The sequence below is a fragment of the Neorhizobium sp. P12A genome (assembly GCF_008365395.1).
Classification (GTDB): domain Bacteria; phylum Pseudomonadota; class Alphaproteobacteria; order Rhizobiales; family Rhizobiaceae; genus Rhizobium.
In genome coordinates, this window is the sequence record NZ_QOVX01000012.1 from 58050 (window position 1) to 80351 (window position 22302).

Annotated in this window: 19 protein-coding genes; 7 read left to right on the forward strand and 12 right to left on the reverse strand. The window is 58.7% G+C overall.

Annotated elements, in window-relative coordinates:
• Window positions 1–19: 19 nt before the first annotated feature.
• The 7 genes from DTW90_RS25820 to DTW90_RS25850 all read right to left on the reverse strand — a co-directional run bounded on the left by DTW90_RS25820 (window position 20) and on the right by DTW90_RS25850 (window position 7843).
• On the reverse strand, window positions 20–1450 hold the full coding sequence (locus DTW90_RS25820; protein WP_149342010.1) for an amidase: 1431 nt from the start codon (window positions 1448–1450) through the stop codon (window positions 20–22).
• A gap of 24 nt (window positions 1451–1474) precedes the next feature.
• Entirely contained in the window at window positions 1475–2245 is a 771-nt protein-coding gene (locus DTW90_RS25825; RefSeq protein WP_149342012.1) for an aspartate/glutamate racemase family protein, read from the reverse strand.
• Complete coding sequence (locus DTW90_RS25830) at window positions 2245–3228, reverse strand: ABC transporter ATP-binding protein (RefSeq protein ID WP_149342014.1); 984 nt, start codon at window positions 3226–3228, stop codon at window positions 2245–2247. Before DTW90_RS25830 ends, DTW90_RS25825 begins: the two co-directional genes overlap by 1 nt.
• Complete coding sequence (locus DTW90_RS25835; protein ID WP_149342016.1) at window positions 3225–4187, reverse strand: ABC transporter ATP-binding protein; 963 nt, start codon at window positions 4185–4187, stop codon at window positions 3225–3227. Before DTW90_RS25835 ends, DTW90_RS25830 begins: the two co-directional genes overlap by 4 nt.
• Entirely contained in the window at window positions 4184–5059 is an 876-nt protein-coding gene (locus DTW90_RS25840) for an ABC transporter permease (RefSeq protein WP_149342018.1), read from the reverse strand. The genes DTW90_RS25835 and DTW90_RS25840 overlap by 4 nt, the downstream gene beginning before the upstream one ends.
• Entirely contained in the window at window positions 5052–6050 is a 999-nt protein-coding gene (locus tag DTW90_RS25845) for an ABC transporter permease (RefSeq protein ID WP_188080056.1), read from the reverse strand. The genes DTW90_RS25840 and DTW90_RS25845 overlap by 8 nt, the downstream gene beginning before the upstream one ends.
• A gap of 119 nt (window positions 6051–6169) precedes the next feature.
• Window positions 6170–7843 carry an ABC transporter substrate-binding protein gene (locus DTW90_RS25850; RefSeq protein ID WP_246665047.1) on the reverse strand — a complete coding sequence of 558 codons (1674 nt, stop codon included), beginning with the start codon at window positions 7841–7843 and terminating at the stop codon, window positions 6170–6172.
• Between the two features lie 204 nt (window positions 7844–8047).
• Between DTW90_RS25850 and DTW90_RS25855 the strand changes: the two genes are divergently transcribed.
• The 5 genes from DTW90_RS25855 to DTW90_RS25875 all read left to right on the forward strand — a co-directional run bounded on the left by DTW90_RS25855 (window position 8048) and on the right by DTW90_RS25875 (window position 12289).
• Entirely contained in the window at window positions 8048–8767 is a 720-nt protein-coding gene (locus DTW90_RS25855; RefSeq protein ID WP_149342022.1) for a GntR family transcriptional regulator, read from the forward strand.
• Window positions 8764–10182, forward strand: a complete 1419-nt coding sequence (gene hydA, locus DTW90_RS25860) for a dihydropyrimidinase (RefSeq protein ID WP_149342024.1) — start codon at window positions 8764–8766, stop codon at window positions 10180–10182. The genes DTW90_RS25855 and hydA overlap by 4 nt, the downstream gene beginning before the upstream one ends.
• A 12-nt stretch (window positions 10183–10194) precedes the next feature.
• Window positions 10195–10605 (forward strand): DUF3830 family protein, encoded by a 411-nt coding sequence (locus DTW90_RS25865; RefSeq protein ID WP_149342026.1) that lies wholly within the window; start codon window positions 10195–10197, stop codon window positions 10603–10605.
• Between the two features lie 417 nt (window positions 10606–11022).
• Window positions 11023–11424, forward strand: a complete 402-nt coding sequence (locus tag DTW90_RS25870) for a heme-binding protein (protein WP_149342028.1) — start codon at window positions 11023–11025, stop codon at window positions 11422–11424.
• Between the two features lie 55 nt (window positions 11425–11479).
• On the forward strand, window positions 11480–12289 hold the full coding sequence (locus DTW90_RS25875) for an SDR family oxidoreductase (protein ID WP_149342030.1): 810 nt from the start codon (window positions 11480–11482) through the stop codon (window positions 12287–12289).
• A gap of 3 nt (window positions 12290–12292) precedes the next feature.
• Here the strand turns inward: DTW90_RS25875 and DTW90_RS25880 are convergent, their stop codons facing one another.
• The 3 genes from DTW90_RS25880 to DTW90_RS25890 all read right to left on the reverse strand — a co-directional run bounded on the left by DTW90_RS25880 (window position 12293) and on the right by DTW90_RS25890 (window position 17935).
• A complete protein-coding gene (locus tag DTW90_RS25880; protein ID WP_149342032.1) occupies window positions 12293–13804 on the reverse strand; it encodes an MFS transporter in 1512 nt (503 codons plus the stop codon).
• 18 nt (window positions 13805–13822) lie between these two features.
• A complete protein-coding gene (locus tag DTW90_RS25885) occupies window positions 13823–14968 on the reverse strand; it encodes an HlyD family secretion protein (RefSeq protein ID WP_246665048.1) in 1146 nt (381 codons plus the stop codon).
• Window positions 14969–15253: 285 nt separating this feature from the next.
• Window positions 15254–17935 carry a winged helix-turn-helix domain-containing protein gene (locus tag DTW90_RS25890; RefSeq protein ID WP_188080047.1) on the reverse strand — a complete coding sequence of 894 codons (2682 nt, stop codon included), beginning with the start codon at window positions 17933–17935 and terminating at the stop codon, window positions 15254–15256.
• Between the two features lie 280 nt (window positions 17936–18215).
• Here DTW90_RS25890 and DTW90_RS25895 point away from each other — a divergent pair, with 280 nt between their 5' ends.
• Complete coding sequence (locus DTW90_RS25895; RefSeq protein WP_188080048.1) at window positions 18216–19205, forward strand: alpha/beta hydrolase; 990 nt, start codon at window positions 18216–18218, stop codon at window positions 19203–19205.
• Between the two features lie 46 nt (window positions 19206–19251).
• Here the strand turns inward: DTW90_RS25895 and DTW90_RS25900 are convergent, their stop codons facing one another.
• Together DTW90_RS25900 and DTW90_RS25905 are read right to left on the reverse strand one after the other, a co-directional pair.
• On the reverse strand, window positions 19252–19776 hold the full coding sequence (locus DTW90_RS25900) for an NAD(P)H-dependent oxidoreductase (protein ID WP_149342040.1): 525 nt from the start codon (window positions 19774–19776) through the stop codon (window positions 19252–19254).
• A gap of 26 nt (window positions 19777–19802) precedes the next feature.
• Window positions 19803–21077: an MFS transporter gene (locus tag DTW90_RS25905; RefSeq protein ID WP_149342042.1), complete on the reverse strand. Its 1275-nt coding sequence runs from the start codon at window positions 21075–21077 to the stop codon at window positions 19803–19805.
• A 289-nt stretch (window positions 21078–21366) separates the two neighbouring features.
• Here DTW90_RS25905 and DTW90_RS25910 point away from each other — a divergent pair, with 289 nt between their 5' ends.
• Complete coding sequence (locus DTW90_RS25910) at window positions 21367–22179, forward strand: type 1 glutamine amidotransferase domain-containing protein (protein WP_149342043.1); 813 nt, start codon at window positions 21367–21369, stop codon at window positions 22177–22179.
• Window positions 22180–22302: the final 123 nt, after the last annotated feature.

Consider the following 22302-nt stretch of genomic DNA (forward strand, 5'->3'; position numbering starts at 1 on the left):
GACATTTCCTAAAGATGAGTCAAGCATGGATGGGTGGCAGGCCGAGTTTCGGCAAAACCGCCTCGAAGGCTGCGGCAGCGGACAGCACCTTGGTATCACCGAGATGCTGGCCAACGATTTGCAATCCGATGGGCAGGCCATCGACGAGGCCGCACGGCACGCTGGCCGCCGGCTGTCCCGTTAGATTGAAAGGCGACGTGAACGGGCACCATTCGTAGGGTGCGATGGTTTTGCCATCGATTGTCGACGGGCCATCCTGATCTTTTGCGAAGGCTGTGACCGAAAGGGTTGGCGTCAGGATGAAATCATAACGGCTCATGACCTTGGCAATTTCGTCGACAAAGGCCTTGCGCCCGGTGATCGCGTTGGTCGCGTCCTCGAACGGACGTGATTCAGCCAGAAGAGTGGTCACCGCCTCCGAGACCGGCATTGGTTTGTCTGAAAGCAGCTTGCGCATGCCGGTGAGATCGGTCTCCAACGCCACCATTGCCTTGAATGTCGCATGCACGTCCATTTCGGGCGGAGCTCCAATGGTCAGTTGGAGGCCGCATGCTTCAGCCAACAGCGCGACGGCTTTGTCCGTCGCGTCCTTGAGGCCCTGCTCGATTGTCTGATCATGCCACGTGGGCCAATAGAGAACCTTGGCACCGCGAGGCAGCGGGGCAATATCGGTCCATGAAACATCTGCGCAAGGAATCGACCAGCGATCGCGCGGATCGGGACCAGCGATGACGGATAGCATGAGGGCGGCATCCGCGACATCGCGCGCGATCGGGCCGATATGCTCGATCGACTCCCAGCCCGAGACACCCGGAAGCGATATATCCCGGCATCCAGGCCACAGCGGAACGCGCCCCATAGCGGCCTTGACACCGACGAGCCCTGAAAGGGCCGCCGGTAGCCGGATGGAACCGCCACCGTCGCTGCCGATGGCGATCGGGCACACGCCGGCTGCAACAGCGGCGGCAGATCCTGCGCTCGAACCGCCTGGGGAGCGATCCGTATCCCACGGGTTGCCCGTGGCTGGAAACAGGAGATTGTTGCCGTGAGCACCGAAGCCGAATTCGGAGACATTCGTCTTACCGAGGATGATCGCATCGGCCGCCTTCAACCGCTCGACAACGATGTCATCTTCATCAGGAATATAGTCGGCATAGAGGTTGGAGCCGAATGTCGTTCTGAGACCCTTCGTCAGAACAAGGTCCTTGATGGCGACAGGCACACCGGCCAGCGGGCCGACGGGCTCGCCGCGCGCGATCCGCTGGTCCAAAGCGTCGGCGGTTTTATGAGCTTCCTCACGCGCCAACGTTGCAAAGGCGTGGATGATCGGCTCGACCTTGTCGAGCGCCGCAAAGGCAGCATCAAGGACGGCGCGTGCGGAGAGCGCTCCGGACGCGACCTGTTCGGCGATATGACGAGCCGACATGGTTGGGTATTCATCGATAAGCATGGAAGCCTCCTTGTGTAGAAATATTCATGGTGGCGGCGCTGTCTCGGCCGGCTTGGCCAGCAGCAGCCGTTCGAGCGCAGCGGAGAGGCCGATTGACGCCTTTGGATCGGGCCGCCTGAACGAGCCGGCGGATGCCTTTTTTGGATTGAGCGCAGCCAGCAATTCTGCCTGTTTCACGGCCGCGATGACGGATTCGACGACGGGGACGAAAATCCGCTCACGCACACGTGACGCGAGACCCGCCAGAGGGGCGCCAGCGAGAATGATGACATCGGCACCATCTTCGTCGATGGCTTTTCGCGACAGGTCGATCAGAAGCTCTTCCTTCTCGTCCTGTACATTGGCGAGGGATGCAAATGGTCCGTCGAGCAACCGGATGCTTGCCAGTCTTTCCAGAAGCCCGTGCATCGCAGCGCATTCACGGAACCAGGGGCCCAGTGCCCGCGAGAAGGAAACGATCGAGAAGCGCTGGCCAAGCATACAGGCGCTGAGCATCGCTGCCTCCGCAAGGCCGATGACCGGAACGGACATGAGCTCGCGCGCGCCCCCGAGGCCCGGATCGCCAAAGGCGGCGATGATCGCGATATCAAAGCTGCCATTCCGCTCTGCAAGGACATCGAGGACAATGGCGGACGCGATCGCGGCTTCAGCCCGCGTAGCAATATAGGGCACGCCCCGCGGAGCCGTAACCGGGATCAGTGTAGATCCTGGAGAAAGGAAAGGCTTTGCCACGCGAACGAGGAGGTCAGTGACTTCTGTCGAGGTGTTGGGATTAAAAAGCAATATGCGGGGCATCAGGGATTTCCTTCGATCGCGCGATGACACGCGACAAGGCTGCCGTTCCCGAGGGATGTCAGAGGCGGCATTGCCTTGGTGCATATGGGCAGCTCTACAGGGCACCGGCCGGTGAAGCGGCAGGCGTTCTGATCGGGATCGATCGGGCTCGATGCGGAGCCTTCGAGCTTGGTTCGATCGGCATTTTTACGCCCCGCATCCGGGATCGCATCAATGAGCGCGCGGGTATAGGGGTGGCGGGGTTCATGGAAGACCGACTTAGACTGGCCAAACTCGACAATGCGGCCGAGATACATCACCGCGATCTTGTCGCAGAGCAGGCGTACGACATTGAGGTCGTGCGAAACAAACAGATAACTCATGCCGCGCTGCTTCTGCAGCTTTGCGAGAAGGTGCAGGATCAGCGACTGCACCGAGACGTCTAAGGCCGAGGTCGGTTCATCCAGCACAAGCAGCTTGGGCTTGACTGCTATCGCCCGCGCAATACCGACACGCGCTTTCTGACCACCTGACAGCTGATGCGGATAACGACTACCGTACTCCCGTGGAAGACCGACATCGTCCAGTGCCGCAAGCACCAGGTCGGTAATATCTTGACTTGAACCGCCCACAAGTCGCTTCAAGGGATCAGCGATGGCTTGGAATACGGTGAAGCCGGGATTGAGACTTTCGGTCGGGTCCTGAAAGACAACCTGAATATCGCCCCTGAGCGAAGAGCCACCAAATCTCTTGGCGGAGATCGTACCGATTTCGACGCCTGAGAGCTCTATCTCGCCTGAGGTCGGGTCGATCAAGCGCGCCAGCACACGCGCCAAGGTCGACTTTCCGCACCCGGATTCGCCGACCAGGCCAACGCATTCGCCCTCGCCAATCGTCAGATCGACCTCGTCAACAGCGTACAGCATCCTGCGTCGCAGTGTCCCGACGGGATAGCGCTTCGAAAGGCCACGAACGTTTATCAGGGGAGCACGGGTAACTGTCATAACGGGTGCCTGCAGCGGACGGAGTGATCATTGCCCAGCGGCGTGAGCGCGACATTCCCCGTCTCGCAATCGGCCTGGCGCCTGTCGCATCGGTGGAGAAACCGGCAGGGGGGCAGGTCGCGCCTTAGGTCGGGAAGGCTGCCGGGTATCGAAGACAGGTCCTGAAGCTCGGTGCGAGCAGTCGGCGTGGCGGCAAAAAGCCCTCGTGTGTAGGGGTGCGCAAAATGTGCTCGAAGCTCATCGGCGGCTGCCATCTCAACCATGTGACCTGCATGCATGACAACGATGCGATCGCAATATTCTCCGGCGAGAGCCAGATCGTGGGTGATCAGGATCGAGGACATCCGGGTCTCTCCGACGAGATCGCGCATGAGATCCATGACGACGGCCTGGGTCGTGACATCGAGGCCCGTTGTCGGCTCATCTGCGATAAGAAGGGATGGCGAACAGGATAGTGCCATCGCGATCATCACCCGCTGGCACATTCCGCCGGAGAGTTCGAAAGGATAGGCGTTATAGCGTCTTTCCGGGTCGGGGATGCGCACTTTTTCCAGCGCTGCGATGGCAGCTGCCCGGGCATTCGAGCGGGTCACCGGTCCGTGTCGCCTCAACACGTCCTCGATTTGCCTCCCAACCTTCATGATCGGATTGAGGGCCGTACGCGGGCTTTGGAAGATCATCGACAGTTCGCGCCCGCGGATGGAGGCAAGCGGCGAGTTCGGTCCGATAAGGTCGATACCGCCGAATTCGATGGCATCGGCCATGATTTCGGCATTGTCGTCGAGAAGCCCCATCAGCGCATAGGACAGCACCGATTTTCCAGAGCCGCTTTCACCGACGATGCCGAGCACTTCGCCCTTGCCGAGGGAGAAGCTGACGTCGTCGAGGACCTTGACCGTGCCCGATCGAGTCCTGAAGCTGACACTGAGGTTTTCGACTGAAAGCAAAGGGACGGTCATGTGCGCCTCCTTGGATCGATGATATCTCTGAGACCATCACCGATGAGGTTGAAGCAGAAGACTGTAATGACGAGCGCTGCGCCCGGAAAAGCAAAAGTCCACCACTCGCCCGAGAAGATGTAGGACGCGCCCTCAGACACCATGATTCCCCATTCGGGTGTCGGCGGCCGCACGCCGAGGCCGATGAAGGACAAGCCAGCCGCGTTTAGGATCGCCCAGCCGAGATTGAGGGAGCCCTGAACCATCATCGTCGGCAGGATGTTCGGCACGATGTGAAAGGTCAGCAGCCGGAACGGGCGGTTCCCACCCATACGGGCCGCTTCGACGAATGTCATATCGCGCCGAACGTTGACTTCGCTGCGCGCAAAGCGCGAGTAAAAAGGCAGGTTGATGATCGCAGTTGCGAGTACGATGTTGCCGACACTGTTACCGAGCGCAGCGACGATGCCCATCGCCAGGACAAACAGCGGGAACGCCATGATCGTGTCCATGACGCGTCCGATGATCGCGTCGGTCCAGCCGCCGAAGTAGCCGGCGATTGCCCCTGTCCCCGTTCCAATGATGAAGGAGAGTGCAACAGCACCGATTGCCATCCCGATATCAAGTCGCGTGGCGATGGCGACGCGGCTGAGAATATCACGGCCGAGCGCGTCCGTGCCGAACAGGTGCGTGAGGGTCGGCGGCTTCAACGCCGCGGATGTGTCCACTGCCAGTGGATCAAACGGAATGAGCCATGGAGCGAGGATCGAAAGGGCGACGAAGAGCAACAGGATGATCGCCGCTGCCAGTGTCAGCTTGTTTTCCGCGGCTATGTGGCGGGCATCACGCCAGAAGGTGCTGGAATGGGCGTTCGGAGAGACTGCGTCAACCATCGTAGCGAACCCTCGGATCGATTGCAGCGGCCGTCAGGTCGACCACCAGATTAAGCAGAATGTAAAGGATGGCCATCATCAGCACGAAGCCTTGGACGGCGGCGTAATCCGAGGTGATGACTGCATTGACTGCATAGGCGCCGATGCCCGGCCAGGCGAAGACTTGTTCAACGAGCACGTTCGCGCCAAGCAGGAAGGAAAAGACCATGCCAAGGATGTTGATGACGGGAAGCATGGCATTGCGCAGGCCGTATCCGTAGACCACCTTTGGACGCGAAAGGCCCATCGCACGTGCGGTGCGGCAGAAATCGCTCGAGAGCGAGGCCAGCATCGAGGCGCGGGCAATGCGTGCAATCGGTGCCAACGCGAACAGCCCAAGCGAGATCGAAGGCAGCACCAACTGTGAAAGGGATGCGCAGAAGGCGGAAATGTCGCCCGCAAGCAGCGTATCGATGAGGTAAAGCCCGGTAATGGTCGGCGGCACCGTAAAATAGGTGTCGTTCAGGCGGCCGAGCGGTTCGGGTGCGATGCCAAGTCTGAAATAGAAGATATAGACGAGGCCGAGTGCAACGAAAAAGGTCGGGAAGGCAGCGCCAACGGAGACAATGATACGACAGAGGTGATCAATCATCTTTCCGGGTCTTGTTGCAGCGGCGATGCCAAGCGGCAAGCCGATCAGCATTGCGAAGATGAGTGCGCAGATCGTCAGTTCGATCGAGGCGGGGAGCCGCGTTACCAGGTCCTGAAACACAGGCTGGCCGCTCGACAGCGACATCCCAAGGTCGCCGTGCAGCACGCGGCTGACATAGTCGCCAAATTGAAACCAGAGAGGCTTGTCCAGTCCGAGTGCCGTGCGGATCTGCGCAATGCTTTCCGGTGTCGCCGAGGATCCGGCATAGTAGGCCGCAGGATCGCCCGGCAACGCACGCGCCAGCAGAAAAGTAACGATCACAACGCCGATGACGCTTGGAATTGCCGTGACTATTCGCATTGCAAAACTGAGGACTATCTTCAAGAGCTCAATCTCCACGCCGGTTCGGGCGCCTGGTCGATCCGGGAATTATGTTGGGGAGCCGAACCTGGATCCGGCTCCGGCTCCCTCACCATGCTCTACTCTTTTGAGATCGATTTCAGGTCGAGATGCGTGTGAAACCAGTACACATAGCCCTTCACGTTCTTCTGCATCGCGATGTCAGAGTAGAGGTGGGCGACCGGGACACGCGGCACATCGTCCATAGCGATCCCGTTCATCTTCGTGATGATTGCGTCATAAGCCTTGGGATCGCTCTCGAAGCGTGCTTGTTCGATCAGCTTGTCCAGCTCCGGGTTTGAATAGTTGGCCGTGTTGAACACGCTGTTGTTTTTGCCGTCATAGGTCCAGAAGTAGAAATATTCCGGATAGTCGAGCCAGCCGTAGAAGTAGTTGATGTCCATGGGCATGCTCTTCGAACCCATCTTGGCAAACCATTCGGAACCTGGGACCTTATGGATCTCGATGCTGATGCCGATCTTCTTGAGCTGTTCCTGAATGAGCAGGGCCATCGGCTCCTGAACAGTCGTCTGGCTCATGTCGATGTAGAGATCGGTCTTGAAGCCGTCGGCATAACCTGCGTCTTTCAGTAGTGCCTTGGCCTTGTCGAGGTCGGTGTTGTATTTCGATGCCACCGGCCACTTCGGCGCGTATGGGGCAGACGGATCGGCGCCGAAGAGCGGTTCGCCGCGCTGATAGAGCGCCTGCTTCATGATGCTGTCGTAGGGAAGGGCGTAGGCAATCGCCTGGCGCACCCGCTTGTCGTCGAAGGGCTTCATCGTGACGTTGAGGTCGACGTTGAACTGCTCGTTCTGCATCAGCGTGCCGATGACGTTGACCTTTCCTGCAGCTGCAAGCTCAGCATAGTCTTTCGGAGGCAATCCGACTGACACATCGACATCGCCCTTCTCGAGCAGGGCACGGCGAGTGCCCGGCGATGCGATCTCGCGCAGGACGACACGCTTCAGCGCCGGCGTCGGCCCGGACTTCCAGTTGTCGAAGCGGTCGAAAACGATCCGGTCGCCGCTCTTCCAGCTGCCGACCTTGAACGGGCCGCCGCCGGCATCGTTCAACGAAGTCCATTTCAGTGCCCAGGGGTCGTCATTCGTCGCATGCTGCAGGGCAAGCTTCTTGTTGACGACGTAGGGAACGGGGACAGCCAGATCTGGCAGGGTTAGCTTGTCGGCGACGGGGAGGGTAATCTTAAAGGTGTGGGCATCAACGACGGAGAACTGCTTCGGATCGGTCAAGGAGCCGGCTGCCATCTGAACCGTTGGAAAGCCGCCGACCGAAACGGCTCGGTCGAAGGACCATTTCACGTCATCCGCTGTAACGGGGGAACCGTCATGGAACGTCGCGTCTTCGCGCAGATGAAAGATCAGTGTCTTGCCGCCATCCTGGATTTCCCAGCCTTTGGCAAGCTCCGGCTGGATCTTGGTGGCATCATACATCACCTTCCCATCGGGCAGGGTCTTCGTGCCGTGCGTGATCAGCCGATCGTAAAGCTGCCAGGATGCCATCTGGGCGAATTCGTTTGCAGCGGGCGCCATGGCGTCGAGGGAGTTCGGGCCGTGTTCGGCGACCTCGATCAGGACGTCCTTCGGGGTTTCGGCATGTGCAATGCCATGGAGCAGACCGAACGACATGGTCGCTGCGATCCAGAGTGACGTATGGGAGCGGTAGGCTTGCACGCGAGCGATCGCGGATTTGCTTATGACCATGGAGGCGACACCTTCTGCTAATGTGGCGGACATGGTAGCCTTTGCAAGCAATATGCCAATTTCTAATTATTTGATTACATTAAATATCTTTACAAAGTGCATTATTTATGTAATTGTACTCCTGCTTTCAATATGCCCAGACTGCGTGATTTTTGAGCAAGTAGAATGCTTGCTTGGCGACCAATCAGTTCGATATCAGTGGGATGAATAAGGGTGAGAACAGTCGGGGAAACAGTCATGGATGACGACGATGATACACCTTCGCCCGCACCCTATGCGGTGGCTATAAAGCGCGCGTCCCTCCATCATCACGTTGTTGACAAACTGCGCGAAATGGTCAGCCGTGGCGATTTGCCGGCTGGCGAGCGACTGAATGAAGTTGCCCTTGCTCAGGCAATCGGAGTTTCGCGCACACCCATGCGCGAAGCAGTCAAGCTCCTTGCGTCGGAGGGGCTGCTTGAATTGTTGCCTGGTCGCGGGGCAAGAGTTCGTCAGTTTTCGGCCGAGGAACTTTTCGATGTGTTTGATGTGCTCGGCGCGCTCGAGAGGCACGCCATCGAAATCGCCGTTTTAAAGCTGACGCCTAAGGCGTTGACCGAGATCGAGCGCCTGCATAGTCAAATGGGTGACGCCTACGCGAAACGGAACCAGAAGAGCTATTTCAAGGCAAACCAAAAGCTTCATGCTCTCATTGTGGATCTTGCGGGTAATCCAGCCCTGACGAACACCCACATGACGTTGACGAAGCAATCTGTCCATAATCGCCATGAGACACTGATCTCGGAACAGCGTTGGAAAGAGTCAGTTGCTGAACATCAGGCGATATTCGAGGCGATCGTCAAGGCGGATGCCAACCTTGCAGGCCTGCTGATGCTCGATCATAGCCGAAAGACCGGGGCGGCCGTCGTCGACGCCGCCCGTGCTGCCAACGAGATCCGGGCGAGTAACAGGAAATGAGCGAATTCGACTTGATCATTGCCAATGGCACGGTCGCGACGGCGGCCGACGTTTTTCCCGCCGACATCGCCATCAAGGATGGCAAGATCGTTCAGATCGGCCAAAATCTCGCCGGCGGCAAGCGCCGCATCGATGCTTCAGGCAAGTTCGTTTTGCCCGGAGGCATCGACAGCCATGTGCATATTTCCCAGCCTTCCGGGGAGGGGATCGTCATGGCGGATGATTTCGAGAGCGGCACGCTATCCGCTCTATTCGGGGGCAATACGACGATCATGCCGTTCTGCCTGCAGGAAAAGGGGCAGTCGATGCGTGAAGCCCTGTCGGCCTACCACGCTCTTGCCGACGGCGAATGCTATACGGATATCAGCTTCCATTTGATCATCTCGGATCCGACCGCATCGGTTCTCGGCCAGGAATTGCCGGCACTTGTTGCCGATGGATACACTTCCCTCAAGGTCTTCATGACCTACGAGGGTCTGCGTATGAACGATGCTGAAATCCTCAAGGTGCTTGACGTTTCGCGCGAGACGGGCGCCACCGTTATGGTGCATTGCGAAAACGAGGACGCGATCCGGTTCCTGATCGAAAAGCACGAGCTTGCCGGCGATGTGGCACCCCGGGCCCATGCGTCGACGCGTCCGATTGCCGTCGAGCGTGAGGCGACACATCGAGCGCTGTCACTGGCGGAAGTGGTCGATGTGCCGATCGTCATCGTCCACGTATCCAACGGCGAAGCCATGGACGAGATTGCAAGGGCGCGTGCCCGAGGCGTGAAGGTGATCGGGGAAACTTGCCCGCAATATCTGGTGCTGACGGCAAAGGACCTTGAAGGCATGGATTGGGAAGGCGCCAAGATGGTGTGCTCGCCGCCTCCGAGAGATGAGGCGGCCCAAGCTCATTGCTGGCGGGGGATTGAGACGGGAATATTCGATCTCTTTTCGTCGGATCATTGCCCGTTTCGTTATGATGACCCGCAGGGCAAGCTCAATCCGAAGGGCTCTGTCAACTTCAGGCATATTCCAAACGGAATTCCGGGCGTCGAGACCAGGCTTCCGATCCTTTTCTCAGAAGGGGTGATGAAGGGGCGTATCGATATCACACGATTTGTAGCCCTGACTTCGACCAATCATGCAAAGACCTATGGTCTCTACCCACAGAAGGGTTCGATTGCGATCGGCGCAAATGCTGACATTACGATCTGGGATCCCGAGGCCAAACGAACCATCCGGCACGCCGATCTCCATGACGGCTCCGATTACTCCCCTTATGAAGGCATGGAAGTGACTGGTTGGCCGGTTACAACGATTGTTGCAGGTGCTGTCATGGTCGAAGACGGCGTTCTAGTAGGCAAGAAAGGGCAGGGCAGATACCGCTCTGGGACCACACGCCCTGTTGGAATTCGCGGCCAGGCATAGAGAGACATGACAATGAACCTGAAAATCGCCGCTGGTCCCTTCACCTTCGATGCAAAGCTTGAAACCGAGAAGGCGCCGAAGACCTGCAAAGCGTTCCTAGAACAGATGCCGTTCACCGGAAAGATTGTGCATGTGCGATGGTCAGGTGAAGGTGTGTGGATTCCGTTGGGCGATCACGAGTTTGGCGTGAGTTATGAGAACCACACCAGCCATCCGGCACCTGGCCACATCATTCTTTATCCCGGTGGTATGAGTGAGACTGAAATCCTGATTGCCTATGGCGGTGTTGATTTCTCGTCGAAGATGGGTCAACTCGCCGGCAATCACTTCATCACGATCACCTCGAATTTGGATCAGCTCGCAGAACTTGGGAAAATGACACTGTGGCAAGGGGCACAAGAGATTAAGTTTGAAATCGCTTAATCTTCCGAGCTTATTCGCAGGGTCGCCGGTTCGGATTCCCTCAAGAGCTTCGATTGTGGAATAGCGGGTCGGCGGTTCCATTCTCGTTAAGGTGAAGGTCTGAACCTTTGAAAGAATCGGAATTCTGAAAGAACATTTGAATGCTTCCCCTGCACGAAGCTATTTGAACGACATTAGTGGGACGACGCCCGGACGAGGCGTTGCAGCCACCTTAGCGGCTACATCCGTCTAACCTTCGGCGAGAATTGTTATTGCCGTGTGGCCGATTGAAGATCACACTAATATTAGAGGGATTCCGCATCGACCTGGCCGGCAGTACCGAGATTCGCACTCCAAATCTGCGACCGGCCGATATCTGCGTGTGAAAATGTCTGCGTGTGCGGCCGAGACTTGATCCTCAAAGACGGGAGATACCTGATGATTACCAGCGAACAGGCCCGCAAGGTCATCGCAGCAGGCGAGACGCGAGCAATCGAGATCGGCATTGCCGTCAATATTGCGGTGCTCGATTCCGGCGCGCACTTGAAGGCTTTCAACCGGATGGACAACGCCGTGCTCGGATCGATCGACATAGCAATAGGCAAGGCTAGAACCTCCGTACTCTTCGAGGCCACCAGTGAGGGCGTCTGGGATTATTGCAAGCCCGGCGCTCCGGCTCCCGGCCTGGAGCGGAGCAATGGCGGCCTCACAACCTTCGCCGGAGGAATCCCGCTGCGTGTGGCCGACGGCACGGTGATCGGTGCGGTCGGCGTTTCCGGCGGCGCGGTTTCGCAGGATCGCGACATCGCAGAGGCGGCCGCTGCGGTATTCGGTAGCTGACAGGCAGTGCCCTCACCTATCTCCATCAACCCTGAACCCAGGAAGGGAAAGTATTATGACCAAGACCATTCTGATTACAGGCGCTGGTTCGGGCTTTGGTAAGGGCGCCGCCATCGGCATGGCCAAGAATGGCCACTCAATCATCGCAACGACACAGGTCTCCTCGCAGGTCACACCGCTGCGCGAGGAAGCCTCGGCCCTCGGCCTGAAGAATTTCCGCGTCGAGCGTCTCGACCTCACCGACCCTTACGACATCAAGCAGGCGCAAGGCTGGGACTTCGACGTCCTCTGGAACAATGCCGGCATGGGCGAGGCGGGCCCAGTCTGGGAAATCCCGATCGAACTTGTTCGTAAGAACTATGAAGTCAACGTCTTCCTGCCACTGGTGCTGACCCAGGGCGTCGTTCAGCGCTGGATTCGCGAGGGCAAGAGCCGGGGCAAGAAGGTCGTCTTCACCTCCTCGATGGGCGGCCTGTTCACCCCGGCAAACTGGGGCACCTATGTCTCCACCAAGCACGCCCTGGAGTCGATCGCCGAAGCGCTGCAGCAGGAACTCGGGCCCTACAGCATCAAGATCCAGACGATCAATCCGGGCGCGTACTACACCGGCTATAATGAAACGATGGCCGACAATCCGTTCCGCTGGCTGGATGACAGCAAAAACTTCACCAAGCGCGCTGACCTGCGCAAAGGATTCGACGACTTCTTCGCTACCCCGGAAGGTAAGATGGACCCGCGGGAGATGATCGAACGCATGATCGAGATCGTGCCCGCAGACACCGGCAAGTTCCGCAACGTCGTCCCGAAGGTTATTGAGGACATGTTGAAAGACCATCAGCTGAAGGCCTGGGAGAACCAGATTTGAATCCTAGGCATGCGAATGCGTGAGTGGATGCCGCGGCGAACGTGCCATGAGCGCCACGGCACACAGTCCGAGAATTGCAGCAAAAAACGCAATCCAGAAGCCATCGATGTAAGCCTGGACGTTCGCCTCCCGCTGGACGACATTCGACAGGACACCAATCGTCCGCTTTGCGACATCCGAGCCGGCCGTTCCGCCGGTGACATGCAATCCGATCAGGTAGGAATGCAGCTGTTCACGCTGCCTGATCCATGTCCCCATGATGGTCGTGGCAATCTCCGAACAGATCAGCCGGAGGAGCTGGATATAGGCGGAGAGGGCGATTGCACGAGCGGGGTCAACGCTGCCAAGTATCATTGTGACCGCGGCCAGGAACGTTACTTCTTCGGCAATCGTCTGAAGGATAAGGATGAACTCGAATTCGGGTAGCGACCAAAGGTTGGTCAAGGATGTGCCGAGCCAGGACGAAAAGGCAAAGCACGAGAAGCCGGCAATCAGGGCGAGGCGCGGCCCGATTGTCCGAACGAGCACTACCGCCGCGATGGTCGCAAAGATCAGCAACAATATGGCATGGGGCGCGGAAAAATTGCCGATTTGCTCCGGGCGCAAATGGGCCACGGAAATCAGGAAGTTCGGCGCCAGGAGTGAGCTGGAAAGACTGGCCACCATGAATGCGAAAATTGCAAGGAAACTCAAAGCGATGTTTCTTGAAAACATTGCGGAAACATGCGCCCAGGGGTCTTTGGTAAAAGACTCGTGCAACAGAAACACCAATGCAAGAAACCCTGAGGCGGCGAGCATCGAGACGATGAAGCCGGACCGAAACCAATCCAGCCGGTTGCCCTGGTCCAGTGCGGCGTAGAGCATGGTCAAGGCGACACCGAACATGGCCATACCGCCCCAGTCTGCGCGCCTTAGGAGGTCCCGATTGATTTCCACCGGTCTTGCGCCGAACCAGAGGAGGACACCGATCGCAGGGGCGATGAAGGCATCCTGCCAATACAGCCACTGCCACCCTATCGTCTGGGCGTAGCTTCCGGCGGTATAAATGCCGAGGTTCTGCGAAATGGGGATCCTTGCCACGTAGAAGGCAAGCGCCACGATCCAGTATTTGCTGTCCAGGTTTCGAAACGCGGTCATGAGGGTCGCTGGTACGAAGATACCGAGCAGAACCGCCCTTGCTGCGTGCAGTAAGATCAGGGCCTCGAAGCCGCGGACGAATGGGATCAGAATGGAGATGGCGGCATAGACAATCGTCGGTGCGATCATCACCCTTTTGACGCCGAAAACCGTAACCAGCCAGGCGACACAGGGCGCGATGAGAATCTGAGGCGCCGTCGCAAATGTGGTAAGCCAAGACCCTTCGTCAAAACTCAAGCCGAAAGCTCCGCGCAGATCGGATAGGCCGATACTTGCCGTGCGCACATCGAAGGCGGTCAGGAACGCGGCCATGAGGACAGCGACCACCACCAGTACCGGCCGTGAGCGGTCGCCTTGAGGTGCGGGATTGTCTGACATAACATCCTCCCTTGGCTTTTATTTCTGGGTGACAATTCGCGTTACGACCGACATGCCAGGGCGAAGTCGTTCGAAATTCGGCTGAGTGGGATCGAGTTCGACGCGGACGCTCATCCGCTGGGCGACCTTGGTGAAATTGCCGGATGCGTTGTCAGCCGGCAGGAGTGCGAAGGTCGATCCACTTGCCGGCGCGATGCTCGACACCTGACCCCGAAGAGACTGCCCGGGAAACATATCGACCGAGACATCGACGGGCTGTCCTTCCCGAACGTTGGCCAGCTGGTTTTCCTTATAATTGGCGAGCACGTAGACACGAGGCAGCGGTATGATCGAGATCATGCTGGTGCCCGCAGTCACATACATGCCGAGCTGAACATTTCGTCTTGCAACGACGCCGTCGAATGGGGCACGCACATAGGTATGGCTCAGCTCCAGCTCCGATGCGGCCACTTCGGCATTGGTCGCGTCGACCGCCGCGCTCAGCGCGTCTCGCTGTTTGGCGAGCACTTCGAGCTGTGCCCGCTGAGCAGCGACTGTCGCTTCACTCATTTTCGAATTCGCGAGCGCCCGTTCATGAGCCGCTTTCGCCCTTTCGAGATTTTGGATCGAGCTTGCGCGTCCGTCGGTCGCAAGCCTGACTTGACGCTCCAGCTCCTGATCGGTCTGCACCTTATCGGCACCAGCGGATTGTTGTTGAGCAAGTGCCACATCGATCTGGGCAAGTTGAAACGTGCGCTGGCTAGCATTGTTCTGGAGTTGGGCACGGGCCGCCTCAAGCTTCGCATTAGAGGAACGCGCGGCTACTTCATAGGGCGCCCGGTCGATCACAAAAAGCAGATCGCCTGCCTTCACTTTGGCATAGTCGGCAACGGAGACCGTTTCGACCGTGCCGCTGACCTGCGCACTGATCGTCGACATATCGGCATACACCGCGGCATCATCGGTCGATTGGACGGATTGGCTGCCGATCCATGAATCCCACTTCGTCGTGGCGCCAGCGACGGCCAGCATTGCAACCAGGATCGCGGACGCAGGAATGAGCAGTGAGGATATGGCAGGAGCCGGAAGCGTCACGCTTTCCTGGGAGGACGGCACCAACACCGTCACATTCGTCAGATCGGCGGATCGGTCAGTCGGGTGCTTGCTATTCTTCAACCAGGCCATCTTCTTCATCCACTTCATGGGGCCAAGGGCCGCTTTTTAGAAGTCGTTTCACGATCGCTCTTTCAGATCACGGTCTATAAAACACGGATTGGGAGGCGTTTGGTGTGAAGAGCTGTGATGTCCTGCAAAGCCACGAGGCTCGGCCTTTCACTCCCTGGTGACGGAGTGAAGTCTCACGTCTTTCGATCTTTACCCTGAATTTCGCGCACGCTTTTTGGGGAGAGCAATCGGCAGCGGGGCCGGCCTGTTCGAAAAAGTCGCTGCCGCTGTGCCGGATTGGCGCGCTCAGCCCCGCCGTTCCATGTCCACGAGCATCCTGGCTGCCCGTTCCAGATCCGCGGTCCCAAATCCTTCTGTGAAGGCGTTGTAGACGGCGTGAAGTTGCGCATGCGCTTCGTCAACCTGTCCGGCCTCACGCAGGAAGCTGGCATTCGTCATTGCAATACGAAGCAGCCACGACTTTGCGCCGGATAGCTCCGCCTCTCCTTTGGCGCGTTCAAGCCGCCCACGAGCCTCCGCGTGCTGGCCCTCGGCATGAAGGGCGGTTGCCTGTAGCCTCAGCAATTCAGGAATGCACCACCCACCTTCACCGGCATCGATACGCTGCTCCAGAAAAGGAAGGGCCTCCAGAATCCCCCAGGTGCACAGGTGTTCGAGTTTCATCGCACCGAACTCCGGTAGCCTGTCGATTGCGGGGGCTGCATGCCAGTTGAGCATCGTGTCATAGGTGTTCGACCAGGAACGCCAAAACAGAAGGCCATGCTGCTCGGAGGTGGTCTGAAGCTCCCGGATACGGCTTTGCCCAAGCTGTTCATCCCCTGCCCACAACGCAACCGGCACGCCCGAAACCGCTAACGCATAGCAAAGCGACAGTGCGTGATCGGCAGCCCGCATTTCCTGAATGGCGAGCTCGGCTTCCGACAGCGCCCGATCGGGATTGCCCCGCAACCATTCGGCGCGTGCGATGATCGTGCGGGCAACCACGGGCTCGATGAAGGCGAGGCTGTGGGCCGGCGCAACACCATTTGCGAGAAAATGGCCGAGCACGCGATGGGCTCGTTCAATTGCTTCGTTCTGGCGGCCGATATAGTTCAGGGAACGGCTCTTCAGACGGTCGACCACGACGGCATGCTCGCCCTTCGGCCAGAGGGCTTCGAGTTTTTCGGCATGGGCAAAGCCCAACCGATAGTCTCCTCGAAGCGTATTGACGTTCCAGAGTCCCCAATGCGCCCGCTCTTGATAGATGATGTTGCCGGCTCGTTCGGCGAGTTCCAGGGTGCGTTCGAACGCGTCAACCATGGCCGTCCGCGGCCCTTCGGTGTGCCATACGGCCTGGCCGAACGCCGTCAACAATTGCAATCCGACCGGCGTGTCCTCTTTGTCCGTTCCGGCAATCACAGCCAGCGCACGCTCCGTCATCTGCCGATATTCGGTCAGAAGCGTGAGTTGGAACCAGAGGGCACCGGCGGCCGCGGTGATCGCCGCACCGAGGGCCAGGTCGCCTTTGGGAGACAGAGCCCAGTTCATCGCCCAACGAAGATCATCGAGATAGCGCGCAAATTCGTCTCTCTCGCTGGCGAATCTGCCCTCAAGGATCGCCGCATTTGCCCTTTCGGCCACATCCAGGCTGAATTGAGCATGCCTTAGCGATACCGCCTGACTGTCGCCGGAAGAGGCAAGCTTCTCCTCGGCATAGGCCGCCATCGTGTCGAGAAGGCGGTAGGAGACACCGCGCTTGCCCCCCTCCACGGCGACCATCGATTTACTGACAAGGTTCGAGAGGCCATCGAAGATACCCGCTTCCCCGGCGGGGTAGACGGCGACAGCGTCGTCCAATTGGAATCGGCCGCGAAAGACCGAGAGCGCCCGCAGCAGTGCCTGTTCCTCCTTGGCGAGGAGTTCGTAGCTCCAGTCGACCGTGGCGCGCAGTGTCTGATGGCGCGGCAGCGCGGTACGGCGGCCTTTTGTCAGTATGGAGAAACGGTCGTCCAACTTCCTGGCAAGCATCTGCAAGCCGAACATGTCGACCCGGGCGGCGGCCAGTTCCAGGGCAAGCGGAATCCCATCAAGCCTCCGGGCAATCTCAACGGCAAAGGGCGCATCTTGGTCCGTCAGCATGGAGCCGCCCGTCAGGGCTTGGGCACGCTCCATGAAAAGCTGAACTGCGGAGAATTGAAGGGCGTCGGCAGCGCTCGTTATGTCGTCCCGTTCTGGCAGGCTCAGGGGCAACAAACGGTGGATCCATTCCCCTTCTGCGCGCAACGGCTCCCGGCTGGTGGCAAGTATATCGATACCGGGAGCGTGCCGGAGGATCGCTTCGGCCAGCGCAGACACGGCTTCAAGCAGGTGTTCGCAGTTGTCGAAAAGTAGAAGTTGTCGCCGTTCGGACAACGCATGCAGGATTGTCGGAAGACCATCCTCCTCGGCAACGACGACACCCAACAGAGCAGCCAGGGTGGAAGACACGAATGATGCATCTGCGACCGAGGCAAAATCGACGAACAGGGGATCGTATTCATAGTGGCTGGCCAGTCGGTCGGCGATGGCAACCGCCACGGTCGTCTTGCCCATTCCGCCCGGTCCGACAATCGTCAGAAAACGGCGGTCCGGCACTTGATCGCAGAGGACTGCGACGACGTCGTCGCGTCCGACAATTCGCCCAAGGGGTCGGGACAGGACAAGGGTCCGGTTTTTACTTCCGGTCGAGCTCTCACTGGCAGGCTGTCGCACCTTGTTGAGCGCGGCCACAAATCGATAACCGCGTCCGGCTTCATTGAGAATAAATCGCTGGCCGTCCTTACCCTCTCCCAAGGCCTTGCGAAGCGTACCGATATGAACGCGCAAGGCGCTTTCGTCGATAAATCCGTTCGGCCAAACCTTCTCGGTCAAGTCCCTTTTACTGACAAGTTCCCCGTTGGCTTCAACCAGGGCGACCAGGAGATCGAAGGCGCGACTGCCCAGTTGCACCGGCTTGTCGTCACGGGTCAGAAGCCGTTGCGATGGGACGATGACATAAGGGCCAAAAGTTAGGGCGGTATCCGTGGTTTAGGCCTCTATTCGAGAGCTCCCAGGCCCCGGTCTCGTGCCCAACGGGCGACAACCATTGCCTGAGCGAATGCCCGAAATTATGGCCCGGGCTTCAACATTTCACAAGCCTTCGCGGGTGTTCGGGATGAATTGCAGGCATTTTGCCGATCTCATAACGCCTCCAAGCCGAGATCTCAAAATGTCACCCCAAGACGCCAAAATGAAGTCACGTCCAAACTGTTTGATAAGCCCCGGCGGCTCGCATGCCGTGCTTGATCCCGCCATTCGCGACTTTCTCGACACCCGCGCCGCGGCCGGCAAACCTTCAATTTACGGACTTTCTCCGCCCGAAATGAAGCCGGCCTTCGAAGAGCTGCAGTCAAATGGTCATTCGGCATTGGGCATCGATGTAACCTTCCATCAGGTCCGCACGGAGGATGGTACCGTTCTCGACTTTCATCTTGTCCGACCACCGGGCCTCAAGAGTAGTCCGCCGGTCATTCTCTATTTTCACGGCGGCGGCTTCGTCGCCGGCAGCTGGTCCACCCATAGTCGGCTCGTAGCCGCGCTTGCTACCCGAGCTCAGGCTGCCGTTGCGTTTCTCGATTATGATCTCATCGGCGACACGCATTATCCCGAGCCCGAGAACCAGGGATTTCGGCTGGCGAGCCTGATCTCATCCCGGGGAGGTGAGTTCGGCCTTGACGGAACGCGTTTGGCCGTTGCCGGCGACGGGGCCGGTGCCTGCATTGCAACTGGCGTCGCTTGGCGAGCATTGCAGGAGAGGGGACCGCAATTGCTCTTTCAGGCGCTGTTTTGTCCCTGGGTAGGGTTTGGTCGATCGAACTGCGACGATGCCGACATCGCATGGCTATCGGGTCCGGTCTACCGCAGGCTCTGCGCGCGCCATTTTGGCGTCGCGATCGACCAGCACGGCATATTCCCCGACAATGTCAGCTACACCCGTTTGGAAGCTATGCCACCCGCGCTCATCATCACGGCGGATTATGACGTCACACGGCCAGGAGCCGAGATGTACGCCCTTAAGCTCCTCCAGGCCGGCGTCGACGTCGCCGCCGTCCGATATGTGGGCACCATCCACGACTTCGCGGTGCTCGCCCCCCTGTCGAGCACCGCGGCTGCGGCCTGCGCTGTGAACCAGAGCGGCGAGCTGCTGCACAAAGCGCTTGCAGAAAAAGGGCGAAATTGAAGGCCCGCCCTTGTAATGAGGAAATGCTTGCGAAAATGATCAGAAGTCAGTTGCCAGATAGGCGAGGAAGGCTTTCGTGCTCTCTTCCAGTTCCTGACTGCTGAAGCCGGCATTGGCACCATGCAGGATGAAGCTCGGCAAGAAACGGGCCTTGATAAACAATGCGGTCACTTCGAGCGGCTTTGTCAGTTCGCGCATTGAGAAATGATTGCGCCCTCCCGCCCTGTAGGCATGCGACGGTCCCCGTCGAATAGGCGAGCCCAAGCTCCTTGCCGATAAAGACTTCACCCCCAGGCCCATAAGCCCGGCCGTGGCTCAGCACCTCATCGATCCAGCTCTTGAGAACGACGGGGACCGAATACCAGAAAATCGGGAACTGAAGGATGATGCGAGCATGCGCCTCGATCAGCTTCTGCTCTTTGGGCACGTCTATAACGCCGTCCGGGTAAGTTGCGACAATATCATGGACATCCGCCACTCCCGCATTGCGCACCGCCCGAAGCCAGGCGGCATGCACGGTCGAATTGGCGATATCGGGATGGGCCGCGATAATGAGCGTATTGTGAGACATGACACATTCTCCAGATGCGAGACCGATCAGGCGTTTGCAGCTTCGCACTGCGATGGCTGCCTGCCCGGTGATGTCTCCTCAGTGCTTGGGCTAGGAACTGTTTCGGGTTCGGCTGCCGCTATGGTCTTCCCGCCACCGAGCAGCGGAAAGACGGCAAAGGACAGGAGCAGATTGACCGCGGCGATCGCCAGCAGGCCGGGCAGGAGTGCCGAATTGCCCAGATGCTCGATGACCAGCCCTGCGACCAGCGGCGTGACGGCTTGCCCGATCAATGGTGACCTTGCCAGCCGTCCCATGACGGTTGCGTATTCGTCCCGTCCGTACAGCGCCAAGGGAAGGGTCCCTCGGACGATGGTGCGCATTCCGTTGCCGGCGCCGTAGAAGACGATTGCCAGCCATGCGAAGCTCGGCGCTAGAGCCAGGACCAATAGCCCCACGAGCGCGCAGACGGCGGAGGCCAAATGGCTCCAATAGGGGTGAGCGCGTTTTCCGAACACGCCTTCCAGACCGCGGGCGATAACCTGTGCCGGACCGATCAGCGCGCCAAGCGCGACGGCATGATCCGTGCTTACACCTCGTTGCTCTAGCAGCATCAGAAGTTCGACGGAGACGGCCGTCATGATCATCGACGCCACGGTAAACGATGCCGTAAGGCGGTGCAGGCCTTTGGGCGTGACCGCGGCTGCGTGCTTTTCGTCAACTGGTGTTGCCGCCTCAGTGATCCCGACGTGAGAGGGGAGTGCCCAGGCAAAGAGTGGAATGACGACCAGAACTGAAACTGCCGCATAGGAGAGGCAAGCCCCTCTCCAGCCGATTGTCTGGACGAGAAAATTGCTGGCGGGCCAACATAGCGTGATGGCAAAGCCCGAGGTCAGGGTAATCTGGGTCAATGCGCCACGCGCTTCCTTGCCATAGGCCTGTCCGACCGCAGAGAAGAGCGGATCATAAAGACAGGCCGCCATGCCGGCCCCGATAACGGCCCAGCCCAGCAGAAAAATCGGAAGCGAATAGGCTTCAGCCGCGATGACCAGGCCGATCGCGAGGATCAGCGATCCGGCGATGAGAACCGGTCTCCCGCCATGCCGCCGGATCAACCGTCCGACGAACGGCGCCGGCAGTCCGGATACAAGGATTGCGATGGAGAGGGCACCGACAACCCAGGCCTTCGACCAGTTCGTCGATGCAGCCACCGGGTTTGCGATGACGGCCATAAAGAAGTAAGATCCGCCCCAGAGCAGGATTTGAGTTATCCCGAGTGCGGCATTGCGCATGAAGCTGGGTGTAGGTGCTGAGGGCGTCATAGGGTGTCCGTTCGTTGCTCTATTCGAGCCTCAAACTGGATTTGCTGCGCGCATTTTTCGAGTGAAACGCTGTGAAGTCTTGAGAGCCACCGGCCGCGCAAAAGGCGCGAGCCGTTCGCCTTCGTATCTTTAAACGCTCTCAAGCATCACTTCGCAGCCGCTGCGGCCAGCCGTGACTTAAGGTGTGTTCGTCAGCTGCCTCGATATTGGCAATCGCCGATGCGGCCGTCTGGATGAGTTTACCGCCCAAGGCGGCTCAGTTGTCACCCTCAATACGAAGGATAGGATCATGAGCACCAAGGGAAAAGTCCTTATCGTCGGATCCAGTGCTGACACGTTCGAACTTGCGGATGGTCGAAGGGAGCCGGCAGGCTACTATCTGAACGAGCTTGCCATTCCTGGCCAAGCAATCGCCGCAGCGGGATATGAGATCGTCCTGGTCACTCCGAAGGGAGATCAGCCCGTGGTCGATCAACACTCCGTTGCCGCAAGTCACTTCGGCGGCAGCGAACAGGAGCTGCAGAAAGCCCTGGATTTTGTCGCTAACTATCCCGGCATGCAAAATCCGCGCTCGATCCGTTCGGTGATCGATGAAGGTCTTGGCAACTATGTCGGCGTCTTCCTGCCGGGTGGCCATCCGCCGATGATCGATCTGATGCAGGATTCCGATCTGGGTGAGGTTCTCAGATATTTCCACTCAAACTCCAAACCGACCGCGCTTCTCTGCCATGGCCCGATCGCTGTGACCGCCGCAATGCCGAAAGCGAAAGAGTTCCGGCGGGCAATGGTCGACGGCAACTTGCAAGCGGCAAAGGCGGCAGCGGAAGGTTGGCAGTATGCAGGTTATCGGATGACCATCTTTTCCGATGACGAGGAGCATTGGGTAGAAGAAAACATGATGAATGGCAGCAAGGTGCCGTTCTATGTTGCTAACGCCCTGAAAATTGCCGGCGGAAGTGTTGAGACCAAGGGCGTCTTCCAGACCAATGTGGTTGAGGATCGAGAGCTCATTACCGGGCAGAATCCGCCCTCCGATCATGCCATCGCCGATCTATTCGTGCCGGCGCTCGATCGCTATCAGGTCACGGTATCCGCGATTTAATCCATCGGCTTCCGGTTTGCGAGCCAATCGGATGCAATCCCGTTCCCACGCCACTAGCGGGGTGGTCGGCACCCCGTTTGGCGCACGCCGGGAACAGGCGGCATCACAGCAAAAACGCAGACG

Bases quoted from the DNA above. Each gene is read 5' to 3' on its own strand.
- DTW90_RS25820 (WP_149342010.1), bottom strand. From the start codon at position 1,450: ATGCTTATCGATGAATACCCAACCATGTCGGCTCGTCATATCGCCGAA.
- DTW90_RS25825 (WP_149342012.1), bottom strand. From the start codon at position 2,245: ATGCCCCGCATATTGCTTTTTAATCCCAACACCTCGACAGAAGTCACT.
- DTW90_RS25830 (WP_149342014.1), bottom strand. From the start codon at position 3,228: ATGACAGTTACCCGTGCTCCCCTGATAAACGTTCGTGGCCTTTCGAAG.
- DTW90_RS25835 (WP_149342016.1), bottom strand. From the start codon at position 4,187: ATGACCGTCCCTTTGCTTTCAGTCGAAAACCTCAGTGTCAGCTTCAGG.
- DTW90_RS25840 (WP_149342018.1), bottom strand. From the start codon at position 5,059: ATGGTTGACGCAGTCTCTCCGAACGCCCATTCCAGCACCTTCTGGCGT.
- DTW90_RS25845 (WP_188080056.1), bottom strand. From the start codon at position 6,050: ATGCGAATAGTCACGGCAATTCCAAGCGTCATCGGCGTTGTGATCGTT.
- DTW90_RS25850 (WP_246665047.1), bottom strand. From the start codon at position 7,843: ATGTCCGCCACATTAGCAGAAGGTGTCGCCTCCATGGTCATAAGCAAA.
- DTW90_RS25855 (WP_149342022.1), top strand. From the start codon at position 8,048: ATGGATGACGACGATGATACACCTTCGCCCGCACCCTATGCGGTGGCT.
- hydA (WP_149342024.1), top strand. From the start codon at position 8,764: ATGAGCGAATTCGACTTGATCATTGCCAATGGCACGGTCGCGACGGCG.
- DTW90_RS25865 (WP_149342026.1), top strand. From the start codon at position 10,195: ATGAACCTGAAAATCGCCGCTGGTCCCTTCACCTTCGATGCAAAGCTT.
- DTW90_RS25870 (WP_149342028.1), top strand. From the start codon at position 11,023: ATGATTACCAGCGAACAGGCCCGCAAGGTCATCGCAGCAGGCGAGACG.
- DTW90_RS25875 (WP_149342030.1), top strand. From the start codon at position 11,480: ATGACCAAGACCATTCTGATTACAGGCGCTGGTTCGGGCTTTGGTAAG.
- DTW90_RS25880 (WP_149342032.1), bottom strand. From the start codon at position 13,804: ATGTCAGACAATCCCGCACCTCAAGGCGACCGCTCACGGCCGGTACTG.
- DTW90_RS25885 (WP_246665048.1), bottom strand. From the start codon at position 14,968: ATGGCCTGGTTGAAGAATAGCAAGCACCCGACTGACCGATCCGCCGAT.
- DTW90_RS25895 (WP_188080048.1), top strand. From the start codon at position 18,216: ATGAAGTCACGTCCAAACTGTTTGATAAGCCCCGGCGGCTCGCATGCC.
- DTW90_RS25900 (WP_149342040.1), bottom strand. From the start codon at position 19,776: ATGTCTCACAATACGCTCATTATCGCGGCCCATCCCGATATCGCCAAT.
- DTW90_RS25905 (WP_149342042.1), bottom strand. From the start codon at position 21,077: ATGACGCCCTCAGCACCTACACCCAGCTTCATGCGCAATGCCGCACTC.
- DTW90_RS25910 (WP_149342043.1), top strand. From the start codon at position 21,367: ATGAGCACCAAGGGAAAAGTCCTTATCGTCGGATCCAGTGCTGACACG.